The organism is Streptococcus sp. V919, from assembly GCF_054353475.1.
On the sequence record NZ_JBTHHY010000001.1, the window covers coordinates 791,473 to 812,207 of the forward strand.

Annotated in this window: 20 protein-coding genes and 1 tRNA gene; 4 read left to right on the forward strand and 17 right to left on the reverse strand. The window is 39.5% G+C overall.

What is annotated here, in order from left to right:
• Nucleotides 1-121: 121 nt before the first annotated feature.
• The 9 genes from vncS to ACXYSK_RS04210 form a co-directional block, all read right to left on the reverse strand.
• Nucleotides 122-1,453, reverse strand: a complete 1,332-nt coding sequence (gene vncS / locus ACXYSK_RS04170; RefSeq protein WP_458625150.1) for a sensor histidine kinase VncS — start codon at nt 1,451-1,453, stop codon at nt 122-124.
• On the reverse strand, nt 1,450-2,106 hold the full coding sequence (vncR, locus tag ACXYSK_RS04175) for a response regulator transcription factor VncR (RefSeq protein ID WP_235083983.1): 657 nt from the start codon (nt 2,104-2,106) through the stop codon (nt 1,450-1,452). The genes vncS and vncR overlap by 4 nt, the downstream gene beginning before the upstream one ends.
• Before the next feature lie 71 nt (nt 2,107-2,177).
• Nucleotides 2,178-3,557 (reverse strand): ABC transporter permease subunit Vex3, encoded by a 1,380-nt coding sequence (vex3, locus tag ACXYSK_RS04180; protein WP_458625151.1) that lies wholly within the window; start codon nt 3,555-3,557, stop codon nt 2,178-2,180.
• A 45-nt stretch (nt 3,558-3,602) separates the two neighbouring features.
• A complete protein-coding gene (gene vex2 / locus ACXYSK_RS04185; RefSeq protein WP_458625152.1) occupies nt 3,603-4,250 on the reverse strand; it encodes an ABC transporter ATP-binding subunit Vex2 in 648 nt (215 codons plus the stop codon).
• Between the two features lie 13 nt (nt 4,251-4,263).
• The gene (locus ACXYSK_RS04190; RefSeq protein ID WP_458625153.1) at nt 4,264-5,541 is read right to left on the reverse strand and encodes an ABC transporter permease; all 1,278 of its coding nucleotides are present in this window, start codon (nt 5,539-5,541) and stop codon (nt 4,264-4,266) included.
• A gap of 132 nt (nt 5,542-5,673) precedes the next feature.
• Nucleotides 5,674-5,759 (reverse strand) — tRNA-Leu (locus ACXYSK_RS04195).
• Nucleotides 5,760-5,836: 77 nt separating this feature from the next.
• Nucleotides 5,837-6,412: a cysteine hydrolase family protein gene (locus tag ACXYSK_RS04200; RefSeq protein ID WP_303942383.1), complete on the reverse strand. Its 576-nt coding sequence runs from the start codon at nt 6,410-6,412 to the stop codon at nt 5,837-5,839.
• The gene (codY, locus tag ACXYSK_RS04205) at nt 6,412-7,200 is read right to left on the reverse strand and encodes a GTP-sensing pleiotropic transcriptional regulator CodY (protein ID WP_235083978.1); all 789 of its coding nucleotides are present in this window, start codon (nt 7,198-7,200) and stop codon (nt 6,412-6,414) included. The genes ACXYSK_RS04200 and codY overlap by 1 nt, the downstream gene beginning before the upstream one ends.
• A 271-nt stretch (nt 7,201-7,471) precedes the next feature.
• Nucleotides 7,472-9,046, reverse strand: a complete 1,575-nt coding sequence (locus tag ACXYSK_RS04210; RefSeq protein WP_458625154.1) for a DEAD/DEAH box helicase — start codon at nt 9,044-9,046, stop codon at nt 7,472-7,474.
• 342 nt (nt 9,047-9,388) lie between these two features.
• Here ACXYSK_RS04210 and ACXYSK_RS04215 point away from each other — a divergent pair, with 342 nt between their 5' ends.
• The 4 genes from ACXYSK_RS04215 to ACXYSK_RS04230 all read left to right on the forward strand — a co-directional run bounded on the left by ACXYSK_RS04215 (nt 9,389) and on the right by ACXYSK_RS04230 (nt 14,221).
• A complete protein-coding gene (locus ACXYSK_RS04215; RefSeq protein WP_049503099.1) occupies nt 9,389-10,705 on the forward strand; it encodes an FAD-containing oxidoreductase in 1,317 nt (438 codons plus the stop codon).
• Nucleotides 10,706-10,897: 192 nt separating this feature from the next.
• Complete coding sequence (gene murT / locus ACXYSK_RS04220) at nt 10,898-12,241, forward strand: lipid II isoglutaminyl synthase subunit MurT (protein WP_458625155.1); 1,344 nt, start codon at nt 10,898-10,900, stop codon at nt 12,239-12,241.
• Entirely contained in the window at nt 12,241-13,023 is a 783-nt protein-coding gene (gatD, locus tag ACXYSK_RS04225; protein ID WP_458625156.1) for a lipid II isoglutaminyl synthase subunit GatD, read from the forward strand. The genes murT and gatD overlap by 1 nt, the downstream gene beginning before the upstream one ends.
• A 115-nt stretch (nt 13,024-13,138) precedes the next feature.
• Entirely contained in the window at nt 13,139-14,221 is a 1,083-nt protein-coding gene (locus ACXYSK_RS04230) for a M24 family metallopeptidase (protein ID WP_458625157.1), read from the forward strand.
• Between the two features lie 45 nt (nt 14,222-14,266).
• On the opposite strand, the gene ACXYSK_RS04235 is transcribed toward ACXYSK_RS04230, so the two are convergent.
• From ACXYSK_RS04235 to ACXYSK_RS04270, 8 genes are all read right to left on the reverse strand, one after another.
• Complete coding sequence (locus tag ACXYSK_RS04235; protein WP_303942372.1) at nt 14,267-14,809, reverse strand: GNAT family N-acetyltransferase; 543 nt, start codon at nt 14,807-14,809, stop codon at nt 14,267-14,269.
• Between the two features lie 152 nt (nt 14,810-14,961).
• Nucleotides 14,962-15,786: an ammonia-dependent NAD(+) synthetase gene (nadE, locus tag ACXYSK_RS04240; protein WP_458625158.1), complete on the reverse strand. Its 825-nt coding sequence runs from the start codon at nt 15,784-15,786 to the stop codon at nt 14,962-14,964.
• Entirely contained in the window at nt 15,783-17,243 is a 1,461-nt protein-coding gene (locus ACXYSK_RS04245; RefSeq protein ID WP_006150417.1) for a nicotinate phosphoribosyltransferase, read from the reverse strand. Before ACXYSK_RS04245 ends, nadE begins: the two co-directional genes overlap by 4 nt.
• 107 nt (nt 17,244-17,350) lie before the next feature.
• Entirely contained in the window at nt 17,351-17,839 is a 489-nt protein-coding gene (locus ACXYSK_RS04250; RefSeq protein ID WP_414353865.1) for a DUF6773 family protein, read from the reverse strand.
• Nucleotides 17,829-18,038, reverse strand: a complete 210-nt coding sequence (locus ACXYSK_RS04255) for a helix-turn-helix transcriptional regulator (protein WP_006150074.1) — start codon at nt 18,036-18,038, stop codon at nt 17,829-17,831. Before ACXYSK_RS04255 ends, ACXYSK_RS04250 begins: the two co-directional genes overlap by 11 nt.
• A 148-nt stretch (nt 18,039-18,186) precedes the next feature.
• Nucleotides 18,187-18,783 (reverse strand): HAD family hydrolase, encoded by a 597-nt coding sequence (locus ACXYSK_RS04260; protein ID WP_458625159.1) that lies wholly within the window; start codon nt 18,781-18,783, stop codon nt 18,187-18,189.
• Nucleotides 18,784-18,838: 55 nt separating this feature from the next.
• Nucleotides 18,839-19,249 carry a GNAT family N-acetyltransferase gene (locus tag ACXYSK_RS04265; RefSeq protein ID WP_303942364.1) on the reverse strand — a complete coding sequence of 137 codons (411 nt, stop codon included), beginning with the start codon at nt 19,247-19,249 and terminating at the stop codon, nt 18,839-18,841.
• Nucleotides 19,250-19,348: 99 nt separating this feature from the next.
• On the reverse strand, nt 19,349-20,722 hold the full coding sequence (locus ACXYSK_RS04270) for an amino acid permease (RefSeq protein WP_303942362.1): 1,374 nt from the start codon (nt 20,720-20,722) through the stop codon (nt 19,349-19,351).
• Nucleotides 20,723-20,735 lie beyond the last annotated feature (13 nt).

Below are 20,735 nucleotides of genomic sequence, written 5' to 3' on the forward strand. Positions count from 1 at the left end.
TGTATATTTTTATGGGATATCCCATTTACATTGTTCATTTTATCACTTTTTGATAAAAAAATCTAGTTTTTCCCATACTTTAGATTGAATTTCTTCCAATCAGATTGATGTAAACCCTTTCTTAATCACTTTCCGGATTGACCTGTGGTAGCTTCATGAAAAATACTAAGTGATTCTCATCTCTTTCAAAATAATAGTCAATTTCTTCGTTCTCTAATAAACTCTTGACCACAAATAGTCCCAAACCAGCTCCCTTACTTTGGCGACTAGAAGTTGTAAAAGATTGTTCAAACTTATCTTGCTCTTCTGTTGTACAGGTATTTTCAATAAAAAACCAGTCATCTTCTGTCCCAATTTTTAGATAGCCACCTTGGATAGAATGCTTCACCGCATTACTGATAAGATTTGAAAGAATCAGCTTGAGTACAGAAGGATTTAGATAAGTTTGTTGGTTAGTGAGTTGATTCTCTACAGTGATTTCTCTCTCCTTGGCTAACAAGTCATAGTCCTTCAATAGAAGATTAGTCATCTCAAGAAGGTTGATTTCCTCCTTTTTATCTCGTAATTCCTGAACGGAAGAAAGGGATAAAATCTGCTGGACGTGGTGGCTTAAATCATCCACGATACCCAAAGAAACTCCCAGGTAATAGTCACGGTCTTTGTAGCGCCCAATGTTTGCTTGCATATTTTCCAGAAGAATTTTCAGACTAGCTAGAGGTGTTTTCAGTTCATGGGAAGCTCCTCGCAAAAACTCAACCTTCATCTTTTCTAACTGGAGGATGGATTCATTTTTCTCATGCAAGTCCGCAATGACGGTCAAGAGATGCTGATAGAGACTATTGATTTGCTCCTTGAGATCCCCAATCTCATCCTTGGAATCCACGCGCAATCTCACTTCTGCATCCAAGTCCATCATCCTTCGAGTTACTCGCTTGATTTCCAATATTGGAGCTACGATAGTTCTCGCATAGATATAAGCAATCAGGAGTGAAATCAGAAAGGAAGCTAACAGAGTATAGGGTAGGAATTGCAGACTCATATCTTCTGCTTCTTTCTGCAAATCCATAGAAGCAATAAACTGTATGGTCAAGGTCTGATCATCCTTAGATTGGACCTCTCTTTCCTCAATGACCAAGGAGGCCGTCTGTCGATCTCTATCAATTGGAAGATTGTCGTTGACTTCTAACTTATCCTGAGTCATTTCACCCTTGATGGTTCCCTTTATATCGCTACTTTGAGAATAAAGTTCAAGTACTTCCTGGATAGTTTGACTGTCTTTTCCTTGGAGGGTTTGAGCAATTTCTGTTGCCTTCTGTCCGATACTCTCCTGACGATGACTGAGATAGGTAGTAGGAAAGAGGAAATAGATGGCCAAATGCAAACAAATGACTAAGGTACAGAATACCGAGAAGGTATAGATAAAAATCTTTTTAAATAAACTCAGTCTTTTCATGTTCTCTCCAATTTATAGCCGACATTCCGCACGGTAAGAATACAGTCTAAGTCTAGTTTTTTCCGTAGTTCCTTGATATAGACATCGATCACTCGGTCAAATGGAACCTCATCTGTCACCTTCCAAACAGCATCGATAATCTGCGACCGAGTTAAGGCTTTACCTTCATTTTTGACCAGATAATCTAAGATTTCTAGTTCTTTTGCATTCACAGAAACATCTTTCCCCGCTACACTAGCTCTATAACTGTCAAAATCAACCTTGGTATCCTTATAGGAAAAGGTTCGACCAGTATCATAATAACGCTTGAAAATAGCATCTACTCGTACCTTTAACAAAGATAGGGAAAAAGGCTTTTCTAGATATCCATCTGCTAGTGAGGCAAAGGCACTCATTTTATACTCTTCGTCCTGAAAGGCTGTCAACATCAAGACTGGAACTTGGCTGGTCTTACGGATTTCTGACAAAACCTCTAAACCATTGAGTTTAGGCATTTGAATATCTAAGAGAACCAGAGCTATTTGGTGATTTGAAAATTGTTCTAAGGCTTCTTGACCATCTGCAGCCTGAATGGTTTCATATCCACAATCCGCCAAGTAATCACTAATTCCCTCACGGATCATGTCTTCATCTTCTACAATTAGAATTTTCATATAAATCCTTTTCTATCAAAAATGCTACCTATATTATATCTCATTTGAGTGAGAATAGGTAGCAGGTTTTTTTATTCACTATCTATCAAAAGTTCTTTTGGTTGCTTAAATAGGAGATTACTTGAAGCAAGTGCCATAACTAGTACCACTAGAACCAAGCCAAGTACAAAGATAATAGCAAAGTCAGAAGGTTGAATGGATATATCTAAACTTGAAAGAGTCTTGCTAAAGCCGTCCACTTCTGCACCACCACCAAGATTAGAGGCTTGGGCTGCCTTACTAGCTTGCTTAGCCACATCTGATGTGACATTTGCAAGCACTGTATTTCCAATGGCACGAGCAGTATAGTTAGCTAAGAAGTAAGCTGAAATTAGTGCTGGAATTGCAATCATAACTGCTTCTGTGATAAATTGACCTAGAATACTTACTTGTTTAAGACCAATGGAAAGAAGAATTCCAACCTCTTTACGACGGGCGTTAATCCATAGCGTGAGTAAGAGAGCAAGTAGGAGAACTGAGAAGCTCAAGCTACCCCAGAAGAGGAGATTAGCCATCTTGTACATGCCTGAGATGGATTGTTCAAGAGCAGGATAGTTTGATGAACTCTTGATTAAGCTATACATCTTCCAGTTGATACCGTTGATGGATCCTATTTCTTGCATGACCGTATCGATGTTCTTATCTCCAGCCACAAAGAAGGTAGCATCTCCATAGATAGCTGTATCTTCTGTATATCCATAGAGTTGGGCAGCTGTGTGAATATCTGTGATTGCTGTATTTTCATATAGTTCCTGTGAGTAGGTCACAGCAGATTTGTTATGTCCATCAAAAAGTCCTTTGATAGTGACTTCTACAGTTTCCTTGGCTCCTTTTTCATTATCCGCATCGTAGATATTGGAGTTAAGTTTGACCTTGTCTCCTACCTTCCATCCATGCTTTTCTGCCAAATCTTTATGCATGAGAATCTGGTACTTGTCGTCATTTTTTAAATGCTCACCTTCGACCAGCTTGTAAGAGCCTGATACAAACTTATCTTCCTTAGAAGAGTCGTTGACACCTGTTATCATCAAGCCGCTTCCAAAACGTTGAGCTCGATCAGACGTTAGATTTTTCTTGGTTTCAGGCGTTTCAATTAGTTCATAACCAGTTAAATCACCGATAGCATTGATTCGTTTGATGTAGGATTCGATAGCCTTATTTTCAGTAATTTTTTTAATATCTTCACCCTTGATATTCCCTGCACCACGTGGAGTTCCTTGGTTGACCCTGCGGTTGATTTGCATAGAAAAACTATTGGTGATATTTTTAAAGGTTTCCTGAGAAGCCTTGGCTGTCGCACCCTTGATAGACAAGCCGACTAAACTCAAACTAGCCATCAAGAGAATGATGAGAAAGATCACAAGCGACTTAAAGAATTTTCTTGTGACATAGGCAAATGCGTTGTGTAACATAAGATTCCTTTCTAGATTTACTTCACTTATATATATTTAAAAGATTTAGTTACTTTTTTTTCTTGTTTCAGTCAGCTTTTTATCCTTCAATTCCAGTGTAATATCTGACGCCTGTGCTACTTCCTTACTGTGGGTCACAACTATCACACACTTGCCTGTTTTCTCAGCAAGAGATTTGAGGAGTTCGATGATATCCCCAGCTGTCTTAGGATCTAGGTTTCCGGTTGGTTCATCAGCTAAAATCACTGGTGCTTCAGATACAAGGCTACGAGCAATGGCAACACGTTGTTGCTGCCCACCTGATAATTGGAGAACATTCCGCTTGATTTGACTTTCATCTAAACCAAGTTCAAGAAGGGTATCCTTACTAGCTTTTTTATTGACCAAGCGGATATTTTCCAACGGAGAAAGATAATCAATCAAGTTATAGTTTTGGAAAACTAGCGAGATATGGTGCATACGGTGATAAGAATAACCTTGTTCACGAATGTCCTTACCCTCAAACTTAATAGCACCTTCTACTGGGCTATCAAGGCCTGCTAATAGTGATAAGAGGGTAGATTTCCCAGCTCCTGATTCTCCAATGATGCTATAGAATTTTCCAGGTTCAAAATCGTAATTGATTTTATATAATACTGCTTCTGCAGTGTTTTTGTAACGATAAGTAAGATCTTGTAATTGTAGTAAAGTCATGATTTCTCCTTTATTAACTAATAGATGATAAAATTTCTTTCGGTGATTTTCTAAATAAAAAGATAAAACAAAGTGCAACTGACAAGGAGCTAATCACAAGGAGAAAAACATAAGATTCTCCAAATGAAAGAAGACTTGTTGAAAGATTAGTTGCTTTTGCTAGCGTATCTTGTAGTGCAGCTTGATCGCCACTTGCTAGTACAGTTTTTAAAAGATAGGAAGTAATGGCATTTCCTGCAAGAAATGCTGGTAAAATAGCTGCCAATGAAACTATGATGACTTCCAGGCAGAATTGGCTAAAGATTGCTCCTTTTCCCTTCCCTAGTGCCAATAGAATACCAACCTCGTAGACTCGCTCTCGTAACCAAAGTGACAAGACCAATATCAGCGCCCCTACACCAGCAATCATAATGCCATAGAGGAAAATCTGTAAGAAGGTTTGGAAGGTCGAAACTGAATCCTTGATTTGTTCAAAGGCCTTATTTTCCTTTTCAACTTGGAACCCTTGGTTTTCCAGGGATAACTTTTCAACCTCTTGAATGATACCATCCATATCTTTTGGATTTTCAAGATAGAAACGGGCTGCAGTAACTTGAGCTTCCTTGTTGCCAAGTAAATTTTGGCTACTTTCGTAGTCTGTATAGACCGTATTTTCACTAAAGTCTGATGATAGACCGGTAAATTTCTCTTGCTTCTGACCTGAGAAAACACCTACGATTTCATAATCTAGTGTTTGTCCACTATTTCCTTCTACTTGAGCAGGGTTTAAGCTAATCTTCTCTCCTACTTTTAGATTGTTTTTCTTGGCTAAATCTTCGTGGATTAAGATTTTTTTTCGATCCCCTTTTTCGATATGTCTTCCTTCTTTAAGGGTAAAGGCTGAACTTGTAAAAGAAACATCCTTGGAAGAATCTTCCAAAGCAATCAAACTGATAAGATTTTTTTCAGCCTCTGTCAAATCATCCCTTTGGATACTTTGTTCTCCAGTAACGACTTCTTTGTCAGTTAACTTGGCTATTGTTTCTAGCTCAGGTGAAATCTTCTCAAGGCCCTTTATCTTTTTAAGGTCATCTAGTTGAGACAGTTGAAAAGTCTGATCTGCTTCTATTCTTTTAATCGAAAAAGACATATTCAGTGAGCGATAGAGATTATTTTCTACCGTTTTGTTGGACTTCATGAGCGTCAAACAAGCAGATATACCTGCCAATAAGACAAAGAGAATCAAAAATAATAGGAAACTTCTCAGTCTTTTTCTGCTGACGTAAGCCCATGCTCTTTGAATGGAATTCATATAGCACCTCCATATTTGTAAATCCATTATAATATTCAAATATGAAATGTTTATGAAATAAAAAAGAGCAAATAAAATTTGCCCTCAAATGGTAAAAAAATAAAGAGCTAGCCAAAGCTAACTCTTTTCCTATGCGGAGAGAGGGACTTGAACCCTCACGACCTAAAGCGGTCACAGGATCCTTAGTCCTGCGCGTCTGCCAATTCCGCCATCCCCGCGTCGATTACTTTACTAGTATATCAACTTTGAAAAAAATTGTCAAGACTTTTTTCAGATTTTTTCATCTTGAAATGTATTATTCTGTAATTTCAAGCAAATTTTCATCAACCAATTTCGCACCAAGTGTATTCTTAAAATGTCCAAGTGCAAAGGCATGATTCTCAGGCCAAATGGATGCTACTGCCGGTTTCACAACTTCTATCTGATAACCAAGATTATAAGCATCAATGGCTGTATGCAAGACACAAATATCTGTAAGAACTCCCGTCAAAATGACAGTATCCACTTTACGCTCTCTGAGACGGATATCCAAATCTGTCCCAGAAAATGCTGAATAATGACGCTTGTCCATCCAGAAAACACGACTATCATCAGCATGTTCCTGATAGAAGTCGGCTAACTTGCCATACAAATTTCGTCCACTAGTCCCAATAATGTTATGTGGCGGGAAGAGTTTACTTTCAGGATGAAAAACATCATTTTCTTCATGGGCATCGATGGTGAAAAAGATATAATCTCCACGTTCAAAAGCCTTTTGGGTCACCCCATATATATCATCAGATATTGCTTGAGCTGGAGCACCCGCAGTCAGTTTCCCATGATCCGCTACAAAATCTTCTGTATAATCAATAGAAATTAGTGCTTTAGCCATTAATAGTTCCTCTTTTTCACTTCTTCAAAAATATCTGGGATTAGAACTTTGAGATAAGTTCCTTTCATACCAAGAGAACGACTTTCAATAATCCCTGCTGATTCGAGTTTACGAAGAGCATTGACAATCACCGAACGTGTAATACCGATACGATCTGCAATGATAGAAGCTGTCAATTGACCTTCATTACCATTTAGTTCTCCTAAAATAGCTGATACTGCTCGCAATTCAGAATAAGAAAGGGTATTAACTGCCATAGTGACTGCTGTACGACGACGAATATTTTTCTCGTCTTCTTCACGTTGGAAGTTCAACAATTGAATTCCAACTACAGTGCTTGCAATCTCAACAAGGATCAAGTCCTCTTCTTCAAATTTCTTGTCATTACGCCAAATAATCAAAGAACCCAAGCGGATACCAGAAACATGAATCGGAGCAATCGTAGTCAATCCATCAGGAAAGTCTGAACGACTTTCTGTTGGGAAAACGGTCAAATCATGCTCCACCGGGAGGTTAGCCTCCGTATCGTAGATCATGTTAGCCCCTTGAATATATTCATCAGGGAAAATCTTTGATTGGAAAAATTGCTCTACACGGTCATTATTGGTCTTGTAGCGCATAAAATATCCTAGAAGACGTCCCTTACTGTTTAAAATACAGGCATTACAGTCAATAATATCAGCCAATTGACGTGTAATTGCATTGTATGGTAGGTCATCTTGAAGCTTTTCTTCCGCACGCTTCAGGATAGACGTAATTTTTCTTGTTTTTTCTAATAAATTTGCCATGTTTTACCTCGCATATAATCGCTTTCAGTATATCATAAAATTGCGACTATTTCAACAATTATCTGAAAATTATTTATTGAATTGCAATTCAAGCGTATTCGAAAATTTTTGCTAATTTTTTGTATTTTCTTATTGACAGCTTTCTATATTTTTGATAAGATAATATTACAAGATAACAAATATATAAATACAAACTCTCGTATGATTATTTTCTTGACTTTTGGTCTCCTTATATATAAAAGCGATCCACCACAGTGAACCGCTTTTTTTGTTATTTATCTCCTTTGTTACGAATCACAAAGCCTGTCTTCTTCTCGCTTGAAGTATTACGTGGTTTTTTATTATCCTTACGGTAACGTTTTTCCTTCTCAAAGCGGTCGTTCTTGCGACTGCCTTTTTTGAAATCATCACGACGACCATTGCCACGGCGATCACGATCTCGACGGTCGTCACCACGACGGCCACTACGACCAGACTTGCCTTTTGCACCAAATCCACCACCAGATGGTTTGAATGGTAATGGTTTCTCACGTGCAATTTCAACTTCTGGAAGACTATCTGGATCCTGAACCGTTAAGCTAAGGATGTACATGGCCAATTCTTCTGGGCTGAATTCGGCTGCTAATTTACGGGCATCTTTTGCGAATTTGTCAAAGTTTCCACGAATAGATTCATCCGCAAAGTCACGTTCAATTTTCTTCAGCGCAACATGCTTTTTAGCTTGGAAGGCTTCTTCTGCTGTCGCAGGTTTCAAGCCCTTCATGCGTTTCTTGGTCAAGTTTTCGATGATTTGGAGGTAGCCCATCTCATTTGGTGCTACGAAAGTAATCGATTGACCTGACTTACCTGCACGCCCTGTACGACCAATACGGTGAACATAACTCTCAGGGTCTTGAGGAATATCGTAGTTGTATACATGGGTCACACCTGAGATATCCAAACCACGTGCAGCCACGTCTGTTGCAACTAGGACATCGAGATTGCCATTTTTAAAATCACGAAGGACACGAAGGCGTTTGTTTTGGTCCAAATCTCCATGAATCCCTTCTGCACGGAAACCACGGATTTTAAGCCCACGAGTTAATTCGTCTACACGTCGTTTTGTACGACCAAAAACGATTGACAACTCAGGTTGTTCAACATCCATAAGACGAGTCATTGTGTCGAATTTTTCTTGTTCTTTAACACGGATATAGTACTGGTCAACCAGTTCTGTTGTTAATTCTTTGGCAGCAATCTTCACATGCTCTGGTTCTTTCATGAACTGAACACCAATACGTTTGATGGCATCTGGCATAGTTGCTGAAAAGAGTAGAGTTTGACGTTTTTCTGGGACACGTGAGATAATTGCTTCGATGTCTTCAAGGAATCCCATGTTAAGCATTTCATCAGCTTCGTCTAAGATCAAGGTTTCAATATCATGTAATTTCAGAGCCTTACGTTTAATGAGGTCAAGTAGTCGTCCTGGTGTTCCTACAACGATATGAGCCCCTGATTTAAGAGCCTTGATTTGTTTTTCAATACTTGAACCACCGTATACTGAACGGACTTTCACACCCTTGCTTCGACCAAAGCGGAAAAGCTCTTCCTGGCTTTGAACTGCAAGTTCACGAGTTGGAGCAATTACCAAAGCTTGGATAGTTGCTTCTTCTGTACGAATTTTTTCAAGGGTTGGCAAGCCAAAGGCTGCTGTTTTTCCTGTACCAGTCTGTGCTTGACCGATAACATCTTTCCCTTCAAGAGCTAAAGGAATGGTTTGCTCTTGGATAGGACTTGCTTCTACAAATCCTGCTTTTTCAATTTCTGCTAACAAATCAGCAGAAAGATTAAATTCATTAAATTTCACGTTTTTCTTCTTTCTAAAGATGGTGCGAAGCCATCCTATAGCGCTTAATTTATACTTTTCTTTTCATGACGGTTTTTCATATCTTTTTATGAAAGATCGTGTTGCTTCTTTTCCACTAAAGAAAAGTACTGCTTTCTTTGCAACTTATCTAGTATATCACAAGAGAGGGCCAAAAGATAGTCTAACCACTTGATTAAAACATGTAAACGATTTTTCTATTTTTTGAACTTGATTCCCGAAAGCTTTCGTTAGACTATTTTAGTCCAATATTTTTTCCCGTAGCAGATTTGTGCAAAAGTTTTTTTCTTGTGCTAGAATGAAATCAAATAGGAGGATTTAAAAATGTTAACATACGATTTAATTGTAATTGGATTTGGTAAAGCCGGTAAGACTTTGGCTGCTAAGATGAATGCGGCTGGTAAGAAAGTTGCTGTCATCGAGCGCAGTAAAGCGATGTATGGTGGTATTTGCATTAATTTTGCTTGTATCCCAACCAAGACTATGATTGTAGCAGCTGAAAAGGGCTGGTCATTTGACGATACCATGAAAGAGCGTGGTGCGGTGACTGGTCGTCTTAACGCTAAGAATTATAAAATGTTGGCAGACAATGGCGTTGATGTCATTGATGCAGAGGCACATTTCGTGTCAAATAAGGTCATCGAAGTAGTGGCTGGTGATGACCGCCAAGAGCTTACGGCTGAAACTATTGTCATCAATACAGGTGCTGTGTCTAATGTCTTGCCGATTCCTGGGTTGACAACAACTGAGCATGTCTACGATTCAACTGGTATTCAAACCCTTGAAGCCTTGCCAAAACGTTTAGGTGTCTTAGGTGGTGGTAATATCGGTCTTGAATTTGCTGGCCTTTATAACCGTTTGGGTAGCCAAGTGACTGTCTTGGATGCAGCGACTAGCTTCTTGCCACGTGTGGAGCCATCTATTGCTAAGTTGGCTAAGGAATACATGGAAGAGGACGGCATTGTCTTTGAGCAAGGTGTTAAAACTTCCGAAGTTAAGAATGACGGTGATGAAGTTGTCGTTGTTACTGATAAAGGAGACTTCCGTTTTGATGCACTCCTTTATGCGACAGGACGCAAGCCTAATATTGAACCTCTTCACTTGGAAAACACCGATATTGCCTTGACTGAGCGTGGTGGTATCCAGGTTAATAAGCATTTGGAAACAAGCGTTCCAGGTGTCTTTGCAGTAGGTGATGTCAATGGTGGTCTTCAATTCACTTATATTTCATTAGATGATTTCCGTATTGTCTTTAATTACTTGACAGGGGATGGTAGCTATAATCTTGAAACACGTGGAGCTGTTCCAACCGCTATGTTCCTCAACCCACCTTTGGCACAAGTTGGTCTTACTGAAGACCAAGCCAGAGCAGCAGGTGGACCAGTTGCTGTCAAGGAACTTCCAGTTGCTGGCATGCCTCGTGGTCATGTTAATGGCGATTTGCGTGGTGCCTTCAAAGCTGTGGTAAACCCTGAAACTAAGGAAATCTTGGGTGTGACCCTCTTTGGTCAAGAATCTCATGAAATTATCAATTTGATTACTCTTGCTATGAACCATCATATCCCATACACAGATTTGGCTAAACAAATCTTTACTCACCCAACTATGGCTGAGAACCTAAACGATTTGTTTGCGATTTAATACTCTTCGAAAATCAAATTCAAACCACGTCAGCTTCACCTTGCCGTACTCAAGTACTACCTACGGCTAGCTTCCTAGTTTGCTCTTTGATTTTCATTGAGTATAATTTTAGAAAGCAGCCCTCGTCGGGCTGTTTTTTCTTCACTGAAATCTCAAATCTATCTTTTCAAGCTTTTATGATATAATAGAAACATGAAATTTAAAACTACTTTGGGCCTTCTTGCTGGGCGTTCTTCTCACTTTATTTTGAGCCGTCTTGGCCGTGGAAGTACGCTACCTGGAAAACTCGCCCTTCAATTTGATAAAGATATTCTACAAAATTTAGCGAAGAACTACGAAATTGTTGTGGTAACTGGTACCAATGGGAAAACCTTGACAACCGCTCTCACTGTCGGTATCCTAAAGGAAATTTATGGTCAAGTTTTAACTAATCCAAGTGGTGCCAATATGATCACAGGGATTACGACTACTTTCTTGACTGCAAAATCTTCAAAAACTGGAAAAAATATTGCGGTTCTTGAAATCGATGAAGCTAGTCTCTCACACATCTGTGACTATATCCAGCCTAATCTTTTCGTCATTACCAATATCTTCCGTGACCAAATGGACCGATACGGTGAGATTTACACAACCTATAACATGATTTTGGACGCTATTCGCAAAGTTCCTACTGCCACTGTTCTGCTAAACGGTGATAGTCCACTTTTCTACAAGCCTGCTATTCCAAATCCAGTTCAGTATTTTGGCTTTGATATGGAAAAAGGTCCAGCACAACTGGCTCACTACAATACTGAAGGTATTCTCTGTCCAGACTGTCAAAGTATTTTGAAATATGAGCTTAATACTTATGCCAATTTAGGAGCTTATATCTGCGAAAACTGTGGATGTAAACGTCCTGACTTGGACTACCGTCTGACAGAATTGGTTGAGCTGACCAATAATCGTTCCCGCTTTGTTATTGACGGACAGGAATACGGTATTCAAATCGGTGGACTCTACAATATCTACAACGCTCTCGCTGCGGTAGCTATCGCGCGTTACCTTGGTGCTGATTCTCAACTGATTAAGCAAGGATTTGACAAGAGTCGCGCTGTATTCGGTCGCCAGGAGACCTTCCATATCGGTGATAAGGAGTGCACGCTGGTTCTCATCAAGAATCCTGTTGGTGCTACCCAAGCTATTGAGATGATAAAATTAGCTCCTTATCCGTTTAGCCTTTCTGTTCTCCTAAATGCCAACTATGCAGATGGAATTGATACCAGCTGGATTTGGGATGCTGATTTTGAACAAATTACTGAGATGGATATCCCAGAAATCAACGCCGGTGGCGTTCGTCATTCTGAAATTGCTCGTCGTCTTCGAGTGACTGGCTATCCAGCCGATAAAATCACTGAAACAAGTAGCCTGGAACAAGTTCTCAAAACGATAGAAGCTCAAGACTGCAAGCATGCCTATATCCTTGCGACCTATACAGCTATGTTGGAATTCCGAGAATTACTAGCCAATCGTCAGCTTGTTAGAAAGGAGATGAACTAATGGTTTATACTTCACTTTCCTCAAAAGACGGCAACTATCCTTACCAGCTAAATATCGCCCACCTCTATGGTAACCTCATGAATACCTACGGAGATAACGGGAATATCCTCATGCTCAAGTACGTAGCTGAAAAGCTTGGGGCCCATGTAACAGTTGATATCGTTTCACTTCATGATGATTTCGATGAAAATCACTACGACATCGCCTTTTTCGGTGGTGGCCAAGACTTTGAACAAAGTATCATTGCTGGTGATTTGCCTGCTAAAAAAGAAAGCATCGATAACTTTATCCAAAATGATGGTGTTGTCCTTGCTATCTGCGGTGGCTTCCAACTGTTGGGACAATACTATATCGAAGCTTCTGGAAGACGTATCGAAGGCTTGGGTGTCATGGGACACTACACACTCAACCAAACCAACAACCGCTTTATTGGTGATATTAAAATTCATAACGAAGAATTCGATGAAACCTATTATGGTTTTGAAAACCACCAAGGCCGTACCTTCCTCTCAGATGACCAAAAACCACTCGGGCAGGTCGTATACGGAAATGGAAATAATGAAGAGAAAATCGGAGAAGGTGTTCACTATAAAAATGTTTTCGGTTCTTATTTCCACGGGCCTATCTTATCTCGTAATGCCAACCTAGCCTATCGCTTGGTCACTACTGCCCTCAAGAAAAAGTATGGTCAGGACATCGTCCTTCCAGCTTATGAGGATATCCTGAGCCAAGAAGTCGCTGAAGAATACAGCGATGTGAAAAGCAAGGCAGAATTCAACTAATCTTTCTATTCCAACATGCTATTAGCTGTTGGAATTTTTTTAGGCTCTTTTCCCCTTCTCTCTTGCAATTTCTACTAATTTTTGCAAAAATAGAGGGGTAGAAAGAAGGTAACATATGTCTAAATTACAACAAATTGTAACATATCTCGAATCTGAAAAGTTAGACGTCGCAGTCGTATCTGACCCCGTCACTATCAATTACCTCACTGGTTTTTACAGTGATCCACACGAACGCCAAATGTTCCTCTTTGTCCTTGGAGACCAGGAACCACTTCTCTTTGTCCCAGCCCTTGAAGTTGAGCGAGCAACTAGCACTGTTTCATTCCCGGTTGTTGGTTATGTGGACTCTGAAAATCCTTGGAAAAAAATCCAAAACGCCTTGCCACAACTTGATTTCAAACGTGTAGCAGTTGAGTTTGACAACCTCATCTTGACTAAATACCACGGTTTAAAATCTGTCTTTGAAACTGCCGAATTTGAAAACTTGACTCCACTGATCCAGCGTATGCGCTTGATCAAGTCAGCTGACGAAGTGCAAAAGATGATGGTAGCAGGTGTCTATGCAGACAAGTCTGTCAAAGTTGGTTTTGACAATATCTCTCTTGATAATACTGAAACTGATATTATCGCACAGATTGATTTTGCCATGAAACGCGAAGGCTATGAAATGAGTTTTGATACTATGGTTTTGACAGGTGATAACGCTGCAAATCCACATGGTATTCCTGGAGCCAACAAGGTCGAAAACAATGCCCTTCTCCTCTTTGACCTCGGTGTGATGGTGAATGGTTATGCATCAGATATGACTCGTACAGTCGCTGTTGGTAAACCTGACCAATTCAAGAAAGATATATACAACTTGACTCTGGAAGCACAACAAGCTGCCCTTGACTTTATCAAACCTGGTGTGACTGCACATGAAGTAGACCGTGCTGCCCGTGAAGTTATCGAAAAAGCTGGCTATGGTGAATACTTCAACCACCGTCTCGGACACGGTATCGGTATGGATGTCCACGAATTCCCTTCAATCATGGAAGGAAACGACATGGTTATCGAAGAAGGTATGTGCTTCTCAGTTGAGCCTGGTATCTATATCCCTGGTAAAGTCGGAGTACGCATCGAAGACTGTGGTGTTGTTACAAAAGACGGTTTTGACCTCTTTACAAGTACCATCAAAGATTTGCTTTACTTTGATTAAAATCAATCTATAAAAAATAAGATGGAAAAGTGAGACTTTTCCATCTTATTTTTTGATTTGATAATAAATTTTATCAGCTATATAGCCTTTTCGTTCAACTGCATTTGGAATCGTCTTCCAAAAAGTCATACCCGCCTTTTCCATAACACGACCAGATGCTGGGTTTAGACTTACATAGCAAGCATCAACCTCTTTAAATCTAATCTCATCCAGACAGAATGATAAAACTGACTTCAAGGCTTCTGTCATGATTCCTCGTCCCCAGTAGTCCATCCCTAAGATATATCCTATCTCACAGCTAGAGTTTTCTTCATCCACACTGACCAGACTAATATCTCCAATGACATGTGTTGGACTTTCTTTGAGACAAATAGCCCATTTGTAATAATCTGGATCGTCATAGGATTTTACCCAATTGCCTATAGAATTTCGAGTCTGTTCGACATTTAGGTGTGGATCCCAAGTCACATAGGTCAGATTTTCTGAGCGTGAAGCCCAATTATCAAACATGGCTTGAGCATCATCTTCCACAAATCTCCTTAGTATCAAACGTTCTGTCTCAATAGTTTGTGTACCTAGTGCTTTCATAATCGTAACTCACTTTCTATTTTATGGTTGGGTTCAAACTTGCATTGACCTATCTTATTCCCCTATTCAAGTTATAAAGCGAAAAAGGTCCCTTTGAACCTTCTTCGCTTTCTCATTTCTATGCTCGGGCTAAAAAAGTCCCCCGGACTTTTTTACTCCCAAAACGTATCAAACACTGTGATTGGTAGGTGGCGTTTGTGTTGGCCTTTGTACCACCATTTTTCAATGGTTGCTTGGGCTTCTGGGCTTACTTGTTTACCTTCGAGGTAATCATCAATTTCATTGTAAGTGACTCCCAAGGCTACTTCGTCTGCAATGCCTGGTTTTTCCTCTTCCAAATCTGCTGTTGGAACTTTTTCATAGAGGGCTGGATCAGCTCCAAGCTCCTTCAAGAGTTGTTTTCCTTGGCGTTTATTGAGGCGATAGAGTGGGAGAATATCTGCACCACCGTCACCAAACTTGGTAAAGAAACCTGTGATATTTTCCGCAGCATGGTCCGTCCCGATAACAGCTCCGCTATGAGCACCTGCAAGGGCATATTGGGCAATCATTCGGCTACGAGCCTTGATATTTCCTTTGTTAAAATCGGAAACTGCACTCCCTGTTGCTTCTACAGCCACTGCCATAGCATCTACAGACTCTTTAATGTTGACTACCAAACTAACATCTGGCTGAATAAAAGCTAGGGCTTTTTGAGCATCATCCTCGTCAGCTTGCACCCCATAAGGCAGGCGAACTGCGATGAATTTATAACTATCATCCCCTGTTTCAGCTCTCATTTCTTCTATAGCTAGTTGAGCCAAGCGTCCTGCCAAGGTCGAGTCTTGTCCTCCAGAAATACCCAATACAAAAGTTTTTAGGAAAGGATGTTTCTTTAAATATCTTTTTAGAAAGTCAATCGAACGACGGATTTCTTCCTTGGCGTCAATCACTGGTTTTACACCTAGTTGCTGGATAATGGTCTCTTGTAAACTCATTCTTCTTCTCCTTCGCCTAGAGCTTCCTTACGCATCTTATCAATCAAGTCCATCTTGTCTTGCCATACGTCACGAGCCAAGTCCACAGGATAATGTTGTGGGTTCAGTACGCGTTTGTATTCATCCCAGAGCTTATCAAATTCCTTACGAGCATAGGCTTGAATTTCAGGCAGACTTGGTAAGTCATAAACCAGCTTACCTTCCTTGAAAATGTCTACCAAGAGTGGAACAGCATCAAAATTACGGACAGTTTTCTTGATGTAAGTATAGGTTGGATGGAACATCTTGATTTCAGTCATGCTAGCAACATCGACACCATCATAGGTAATATAGTCACCTTCTGACTTACCTTTTTCACGACTGGTGATGCGCCAAACTTGTTTCTTACCTGGTGTTGAAACTTTCTCTGCATTATTTGAAAGTTTAATGGTATTGCGCATATGACCATTCTCGTCTTCAATAGCAACAACTTTGTAAACTGCTCCAAGTGCTGGTTGGTCATAAGCAGTGATGAGTTTAGTACCTACACCCCAGACGTCAATCTTAGCTTTTTGCATCTTGAGGTTAAGGATGGTATTTTCATCAAGATCATTGGATGCATAGATCTTAGCATCCGTAAATCCTGCTTCATCCAGTTGTTGACGAACTTTTTTAGAGATATAGGCCATATCTCCAGAGTCAATGCGGACACCAAGGAAATTAATCTTGTCACCAAGTTCACGCGCAACCTGAATCGCTGCTGGAACACCGATGCGAAGAGTATCGTATGTATCTACTAGAAAGACACAGTTTTTGTGCGTTGAGGCATAAGCCTTGAAAGCCTGATAATCATTTCCATAAACTTGTACTAAAGCATGGGCATGAGTCCCTAAAACCGGAATACCAAAGAGCTTCCCTGCGCGTACATTACTAGTTCCATTGGCACCACCAATAACAGCCGCACGAGTTCCCCAGATAGCTGCATCCATTTCTTGCGCACGACGTGTTCCGAATTCCATCAAAGGTTCATCATCAATGACTGAACGAATACGAGCCGCCTTAGTCGCAATCAATGTTTGAAAGTTGACGATATTCAAGAGGGCTGTTTCAACTAATTGACACTGAGCCAAAGGACCTTCCACTTGAACAATCGGTTCATTGGCAAATACCAAGTCTCCTTCTTGAGCAGAACGTACAGTCAATTCCAACTTGAGATTACGGAGATATTCCAAGAAGGCACCATGATAACCAAGTGATTCCAAATAAGCAATATCGCTCTCAGAAAAGCGCAGGTTTTCTAAGTAGTTCACAATTCGTTCCAAACCTGCAAATACAGCATAACCGTTTTTGAAAGGTTGTTGGCGGAAAAAAACTTCAAAAACTGCTTTCTTGTTATGAATGCCTTGGTCGAAGTAAACCTGCATCATGTTAATCTGATACAAATCTGTGTGCAAAGTTAAACTGTCATCTGGGTACATATACTGTCCTTCTTCCCTATTTGTAAAAAGATGAAAATGTTTCTTCTTTTCTCATAATTTAGTACTATTATAACACAATTTATCGATATTGATAAAAAGCTAACAAGCTATTCCATGCTCTCGAGCTTATCCATATCTTTTTCATACTTTTTCTGAGCCCATTCACCATAACTTTTTAATCCTAAGTTTCCAATAAAGACCCAAGGAAGATAAAGGAGATATGTAATGACCCATGCATAAATATACTTAATATGTAGAGGGTTGTGCTGATAAATTTCGATATTGAACTGGTAGTTCTGTAGCATCAAGGTAGCTGTAATCACTAGAGTTAATAATAGGCAACCTAAAATTGTAAAATGAAAACGACTATAGTAGGTCACACCGAGATTGCGAGCACGATTGATAAAGTAAAAATTCCCTATGATAATAATAGCGAGAAGCATGCTAGGATTAAAAAAGCTTGGTGCTAACACTGATATGAAATAAGCTAGAAACAATAATCCGATAGAAATATGAAAACTCTCTGCACCAGCTTTATTCATCAGTTGTTCTTCTCTTTCATCCAATAATTGATAATAATAAAATCTATTTTTCATCTTCTTCCTCCCAAAATAATTGATCTAAAGTTTTCCCTAAGCATCTACAAATGGATTGGCAAAGGGAAAGACTAGGATTGTATTTCCCAGCTTCTATTAAACCGATAGTTTGTCTAGTCACACCCACAGCTTCTGCCAAGTCACCTTGTGTCAGTTCAAGCTCCACTCGAGCGAGTTTTAATTTTAAATTCTTAGCCACTTCTTACCTCCTTTTAGATTTAAAAAAGTTTCGCTTCTTTCCAAGTTCATTATATCATATAATTTACATTATGCAATATATATCTGTCATTTTGTACGATTTTTTTAACAAAAACTCTCTACCAACTAAATGATAGAGAGTTTTCAGCTTATTCAAATTTTTTCAAAATATCTACAACGTCACTTCTCTGTTTGACTTGATAGGCTTTGATGCCTAAACTTTCAGCCATGTTAGTGTTGTCTGCTATATCATCAAGAAAGACACAATTTGCTGGATCCAACTGATATTTACGGAGGATTTCTTCAAACATTTTTCGATCAGGTTTGATAGCCTTGATATCACAGGAAAGAACAAACCCATCTAAAATCTTTTCTAGAGGTGCTAGTTGATCTTTCAATAATTCATAAAAAACTGGTGAGGTATTAGATAGGACAAAAATACGATGGCCTTTTTCCTTTAAACGTGCAAGAAGCGGAAAGACTTCCGTGTAAATATCGATATAGGCAGGCCAGTTCCAAATGACTTCTTCAACCTTTTTCTGATAGCAATCTCCTAATAGGGAAAGAACCTTATCAACCAATTCTTCTCGAGTCAAGGTCCCCAGGTCCAACCTTTCCCATAGTCCCGACTGAAAAATAGCCTTGTCTAATATCAGATAATCTTTCTGGGTTTTAGCTACAGCTTTCAAAATCTTATCCTTGTTCCATTCCAATAGAACATTTCCCATATCTAGTATGATATCCATTAGCCTATCTCCATCATTATGTATCTAATCACTTTATTTCATTCCCAATTTTAATTTACAAATCTTTTTGATAATAGTGCCTTTGTCCAGTGCAGGGATAGTCTTTTAAGGTAAAGACTTCCTGGTAATCATGTTTCTGATAGAAGGCTGGCGCTTGAAACTGATACGTATTCACAAAAACGTAGCGACAATTTCTATTCTTAGCTTCACTTTCTGCTCGCTGCAATAGTTGGGAACCAATTCCTTGTCCTCGCAAGTCATCCTTCACAAACAAATACTCAATTTCTAACCAATTCCCGAAAGTCTCTGCTACTAAGCCAGCTAGGAGTTGACCTTGTTCATCTTCGATATAAAGATTAAGTGGCTCACTTTCAGCAGTTTCCCTTATAGAACGATTATAAGAGCGAATCAAATTCCCTATTTCTTGTGCTTTCTGAGACTCTGTATTCTCCAATCTAATATGCATCAAACCCTCCTCAAAGACACTTACGCCTTGATTATATTCCTATTTTAAATAACTGTCAAATTAAAAAAACTCACCAACCTGAGTTGATGAGCTTCTGACTTATTTTCTAAACTTCCATTGGCTGTAAATCCCAAAAGCGACAATCCAGATTGCTGAACCTCTAGCTCCCATTACAGTTGACTCTTGTAAGAAGAGTGTTCCAAACACAAAGATAAAGAAGAGCATGGTCAGAGGATTTAGCAAGCGATATTGAGGCATGAGATAGCCATCTGCCATAAAGTCTTTAGACTTACGATATTTGAGATGGGCTACCATGATCAAGATGTAGATAGCGATATAAACACCTGATGAAGAAGCTGTAATCAAAGCAAAGGCATCTGATACTCCAGGAAGAACATTGATGAAGGCAGCAAAACCAATCAATACGGCAGAAGCAATGATTGCATTCTGAGGAACGTTGTGTCGTGAGAGAGTATCTGCCTTAATAGCCTTCAAGAAACGATTGGGTGAATCATGGGCAATTTGATACAAGTGACGACCTGTTGAGTAAAGGGTTGAATTCAAGGCTGACGCTGCTGAAGTCAAGACAACAAAGTTAATCAAAGCAGCCGCCCACTTAAGACCAACAAGTTCAAATACCGTTACAAATGGTGAATCTGCTGCAGAAAGCTCACGCCAAGGAATAATAGACATAATAGCTAAGAGAGCTCCACCGTAGAAAAAGATAATTCGCAAAGGAATTTCCTTAACAGCCTTAGGCAATACTTTTCTTGGATCCTTAGTTTCAGATGTAGTAACACCGATAAATTCAATCATCAAGTAGGCAAAGAAAACCATCTGGAAGGCCATGACAAAGTTCATACCACCATTTGGGAAAAGGGAGAAATGCTCACTGATATTTGTCAGGCTTGCTGAACCATAAGGAGTTTCAAAGCCGGTCAAAACCATAAAAACACCTGTCGCAATCATGGCAAGAATAGCCACAATTTTAATCATGGCAAACCAAAATTCTACTTCTCCAAAGATTTTAACAGCAATCAGATTGACCAGTCCTAAAATTGTTAGAAAAACAACCTGAATCAACCAAGATGGCCAGGATGGAAACCAAAACTGAACATAGTGAGAGATGGCTGTTATTTCAGCCATTCCGATAAAGATCACCGATAACCAATAAGACCAAACTGAGAAATAGCCCCAGCCCTTACCTAGATAACGAGTAATAAAATTGATAAAGGTATGTTGCTCTGGGTCCTGGTACAACATCTCTCCGATAGCTCGCATCATGAGATACATAAAACCACCCGTAATCATATAGACAAGGACAATCGAAGGTCCCGTTAAACTAATAGAGCGACCAGCTCCCAAAAATAGTCCAGTCCCAATTGTTCCCGCAATGGCCATCACCTGAACGTGACGATTGGTTAATCCACGTTCCATTTTACTTTTCTTTTTATGTTTATTTTCTGAATTCATCTAGTCTCCTCAA